Origin of the sequence: Bacillus sp. DJP31, assembly GCF_049310945.1 — a bacterium.
Lineage (GTDB): Bacteria > Bacillota > Bacilli > Bacillales > SA4 > Bacillus_BS.
In genome coordinates this window covers 1-4,925 of the sequence record NZ_JBMERO010000064.1, presented here as the reverse complement: position 1 = coordinate 4,925, position 4,925 = coordinate 1, and the positions used below count along the sequence as shown (strand labels likewise).

General features: G+C 39.2%; 3 protein-coding genes and 1 pseudogene. 3 read left to right on the top strand and 1 reads right to left on the bottom strand.

Annotation, left to right across the window (positions count from 1 at the left end; translation table 11 throughout):
* The first annotated feature begins 172 nt into the window (after positions 1–172).
* The 3 genes and pseudogenes from ACOI1C_RS22205 (at position 173) to ACOI1C_RS22195 (ending at position 4,073) form a co-directional block, all read left to right on the top strand.
* A pseudogene (locus tag ACOI1C_RS22205) lies at positions 173–1,727 on the top strand (YifB family Mg chelatase-like AAA ATPase).
* Positions 1,728–1,768: 41 nt separating this feature from the next.
* Positions 1,769–2,548, top strand: a complete 780-nt coding sequence (locus ACOI1C_RS22200; protein WP_422512818.1) for a transposase — start codon at positions 1,769–1,771, stop codon at positions 2,546–2,548.
* A gap of 130 nt (positions 2,549–2,678) precedes the next feature.
* A complete protein-coding gene (locus ACOI1C_RS22195; protein WP_422512817.1) occupies positions 2,679–4,073 on the top strand; it encodes a recombinase family protein in 1,395 nt (464 codons plus the stop codon).
* Between the two features lie 106 nt (positions 4,074–4,179).
* On the opposite strand, the gene ACOI1C_RS22190 is transcribed toward ACOI1C_RS22195, so the two are convergent.
* Positions 4,180–4,925: Abi family protein (locus tag ACOI1C_RS22190; RefSeq protein ID WP_422512816.1), on the bottom strand; the 746-nt coding region annotated here is incomplete at its 5' end.

Genomic DNA, 4,925 nt, shown 5'->3' with positions numbered 1-4,925 from the left:
GATCCATTTAAAATGAAGAAACAGCTCTTCTTTTTTTACCCCAATGAAAACCCTCGAAGCTGATAATCTCATGTGTTATCAAATCCCTCTCTTTTGAAGTAGCAAGAAAAACCCTATTACTAATCAATCGCTTATATGAAATGCCAATAAAAGTACTGGAGGAATCAGAAAAATGTCTGCAAAAGTAACGAGTATTGGCCTGAAAGGCCTGGAAGGATATCTCATTCAAGTGGAGGTACAGGTGAAGGAGGGAGTAGATTCTATTGTAATTGTGGGTCTACCGGATGCTTCGGTTAAGGAGTCAAAGGAAAGGGTGGCTGCAGCCTTACATAGTATGGGCTTTCCATTAATAGATAAGAAGGTCGTTATCAACCTATCGCCAGCGGAACAAAAGAAAAATGGCCCATTATTCGATCTCGCCATTGCATTGGGAGTATTAAAAAGTGGTAACTTTCTAAAAGAGAAGATACCACAGGATGCCGGTTTCATTGGGGCTTTATCCTTAGACGGTACCATCCTTCCAGTAGAAGGAATGATTGCCGCTATCCTCGCCGCGAAGAAACTAAAATTGAAAAAGCTTTTTCTCCCCTACGACCCCACTATTCCTCAAATAGATATCCATGATTTAGAACTCATTTACATTGAAACACTTCAAGATGTTATGGATCTCCTTGCAGGGCAACAACTACTACCTTTTATTCGAACCGAGATCATCCAAGAAGAGCATAAGCTAATAGAGAAAGACTTTAGTCAAATTATTGGCCATGAATTCGCCAAACGAGCCCTTGAGATCGCAGCTGCTGGTGAGCACTATGTTTTAATGAGTGGTCCACCGGGATGTGGAAAAAGCCTCTTGGCCGAAACCTTCCCTTCAATCTTGCCAACACTAACAGAAGAAGCTAGGCTAGAGAAAATTAGCCTTTACCAGCTAGCAGGAGCCCCCTACCAATCTCTTTCTCTTCCTCCTTACCGTCATCCACACCATTCTGCATCCGCCGTCTCCATCATCGGTGGGGGAACAAACCCGAAGCCAGGCGAAGTTTCTCTTGCCCATCGAGGCGTTCTTTTCCTAGATGAATTAGGGGAGTTTTCTAAGAAAACACTTGATATGTTAAGGCAACCTCTAGAAAACGAAAAAGTAACAATCAGCCGTGTTCACTCTACTGTTACGTACCCTGCGAAATTCATTTTTATAGCCGCCATGAATCCTTGCCCTTGTGGCTACCTAGGTTCCGATAGACAATATTGCACTTGTTCCGAAAAACAAATAAAAGCCTACAAAAGCCGTGTATCAGGCCCGATTTTAGATCGTATTGATATTTTACTTTCTTTAAACGCCGTGAATCTTAAAGGTCATAACTTCAAAGGTATTGAATCATCAGAAGAAGTTAGAAAGCGGGTGAAAGTGGCTAGGGAAAGACAATATGAACGATATGGAAAGGAAATTTGTAATGGAAGTGTCCCCTTTGAACAATTGATTGCCCAAACCCCTCTAACGAACGCGCAGCAACATCATTTACAAAGTCTTTCAGGTCAAGCAGGGCCTAAGTAATCGTGTACAAATAAAAATCATCCGATTGGCAAGGACGATTGCTGATTTAAAAGGAGAAGACATACTATCAGATGAAGCTCTGGATGAAGCTATGAACTTAAGAGAGATCCAACAAAATTCTAGTAGATCTTTAAATAGTTTAACAGGGGAAAGAGCACCCTCAAGTTATCAATGAGTAGATAGTGACCAATTCATACCAGGATGGTGATGGAAGAGATGCCAAGGAAGGCTAGGGTTAAAAGTAAGACGAATATCTACCATGTGATGTGGAGAGGAGCGAATGGACAGGAAATATTTCACGATGATGAAGACAGCATAAAATTTCTTGACACGATAAATAAGTATACGCAGAGATTAGGTATGAAAATTTTTGCTTGGTGCTTGATGACTAATCATGCACATCTACTAATGAAAGAAGGAACTGAAGATATTTCAATTACGATGAAACGCATTGGTGTGAGCTTCGTCTCCTATTACAACTGGAAGTACAGAATAACAGGGCATCTTTATCAGGATCGCTTTAAAAGTGAAAATGTTGAAACGACAAAATATTTACTTACCGTTACAAGATATATTCACCAAAACCCAGTAAAAGCAGGGTTAACCAAGAAGGCTCATGAATGGAAGTGGAGTAGTTGTAATGGATATTACGGAGAGTCTATCTACCCCGAGAATATGCTAGATGATACCTTTATTTTGAAAATGTTTTCCAATGAAATAGCCACTGTCAGAGAAGTGTTTAAAAAATTCAACGAAACAAGGAATAATGATCAATGCCTAGATATCGAAACGAGTGGAAGAAAGAAATTAACGGATGAAGAAGCAAGGATACAAATTAAGGAATTACTCGGGGCAATTGAGATCCCACAAGTTAAGAGTTTACCAAGATTAAAGAGAGATGAAGTGCTGCGGCAAGTAAAACAAATAAAGGGACTATCCCAACGACAGGCAGCACGTATATTAGGTATTTCTTCTAATCTTATTTTTAAAGCCTAGGGAAGCACGGTTCCGGTGCTTTCCATGATTAGTTTTGCGTGCCTGTCACCAGTTACCACCTTAACACCAGCAAAAAAGACGATAATTAAAATAGAAAAGCCCACGTCTCCGAGCTTCCATTATTCACCTCATGAACAAAGACCTATCTGTGAAACACTCTTGTGAAACAAGAATATCCGGGTGGTGCAGGCACCGATCTCTAACAGCGTTAACTCAGGACCGAATTCCTACCCCACAAGGAAGAGAGATTTGGAGCTTAAGCACTGTGAAGGAAATCCTAACAAATGTCGTCTATAAAGGCGACTACCTCTATCAAAAATACTTTATGCTAGATACATTAGAGGAAAAAGTAGCTACGAACCAAGGAGAGTTACCTCAATATTATATTGATGGCCATCATGAAGCGATCATTGATGCGGAAGAATGGGAGGCTGTGCAAGCAATCATAGAGGAGCGCTCGACGGCCTTTAAGACTCGTAACCACAAGAAATACTCGAAAAACAACAATAAAAATGAGGCATTTATAGATAAACTTAAATGTGGAGAATGTGGAAATGGTTTTACTCATCAACGAACTGTAGAACGACGTGGTGATGATGAAGGATACGAAGTTCACCGATGGGTATGTAGGCTAGCTCAGAAATATTATGCTGTCGATGGCTGTTCCTCCCATCGTTTTCAACAAGCCTATTTAGAACAGCACTTTATCAACATGTTAAAGGATCTTCATCAAAATGAGGGATTTCAGGCAGAAGTAAACAAGGTAATTGCTCGAACGGAGTTAAGTACCCAGGAACTGAACCTAGAAGAAGAGGTTCGAAAAAGAATTGAGCAGTTGAATCAAGCGCTGTATGAAGCGGTAGATGAAGAGCTTCATCAAGACGGGCAAGATTCTAAAAGAGTGGATGATTTAAGTGGAGAGTTAGTGGCCCTGCATAAGCAGCTGAAAGTCTTCTCTGATCGTAAGAAGCTGGCGGAGCAATATAAAAATGAAAGCAAAGTGCTGATGAAGCAAGTAAAAAAGATGCATGAAGAACAACAGCTTGTTTTTCCTGCAGAGCTTTACTCACAGTTGGTCGAGCAAGCTACGGTCTTTAAGGATGGAAAGGTTGTTTATCATTTGAGTATGGAGATTGATTGGTCTACCGATGAAAGGTATGAAAGTAGTTACCGACATCAGCTTTTAGAGGAAAAGAAAGCGAGACGGCACGCCAAACGAAAGGAAAAGCAAGCAGAATTTCTGAATGGACCTGAGGTAACGGCCTTACTGGAGTATTGCGAAAAACCACGGAGATGGGGCGAGATCCTGGACTTTATGAATACCATGATGACAATATCAGGCTCCTATTTCAGAAAGAGCATTGTATTACCACTAATCGAAGAAGGGTTGTTAAAGAGAGACTTTATATCGAATAGTCAAGGTAAGCGAAAATATTATATGGTGAAGAAGAAGTGTAGAAACCCACTGGGTAGGCTAATACAGCCGCTTGGTGGGCTTTTTTGTTGTGTTTTTAGACGAAATTAAAAGAGGACCAGACGCATCCAGTCCCCTTAAGTGTAAGCCGAAGCTATACACCGTTATTAGTTATATATTATGATACTACAGTTTATCCTATTCGTAAAGTACAAGCCTAAATGTAATTCGTTAAATTGTTTACCTTATTTCTGAAATCTGATCCCATTATAGAAGTGTGAACCGGTATCGGTACTGTACTTCTAAGTTTTTCAGATTCAGCATAGAACTTTCTGACAATTTGTTTTAACTCGGTTTTTGTAACACCGAGCTTTTTAAGTAGAAAGATTAAAATGATAAAATAATCAACAATGGTGTCAAAAGTAATATTATTAATTCCTGTTTCACTTTGTAAGTATTCTTTTAACCGAGCGGGAGGATTCATCTTTTTGAATCTACAATCAAAGACTACCGAGTTATGAGCCACTGCGTTACGAAGCTCTTTAATAAGGAAAATGATATCTTCCACAATTCTTCCGTTCTGATTATGGTTAGTAGTGTGCATATTTAAGTCTTCAGTAATTGCTATTCTTGTGTCTTGATTTAAACACTGTAGGAAGAATCCAAATTCTCCGAGGTTAATCACCTCAAAAATAGCCCAAAGTGGAATTGGTTTATTGTTATGGAAAAAGTGTGAAATTACGGCTTTTTGTTCGGAATAATTGTAACTAATCTGTTGATTGATTTTGTTACGTAAATCAAGCCGCTTCTTCATTTTATCCCTATACTTACTATTACCCGTATTTTCTTTCTTATAATCATTTAATAGATGTGAAAAAACGAAATCGAAGTCCGCAGGTCCTATACCAATTAATGTGTTAAGTGTATAGTTCTTTATAGCTGTTTCAATGAACATTATTCTTG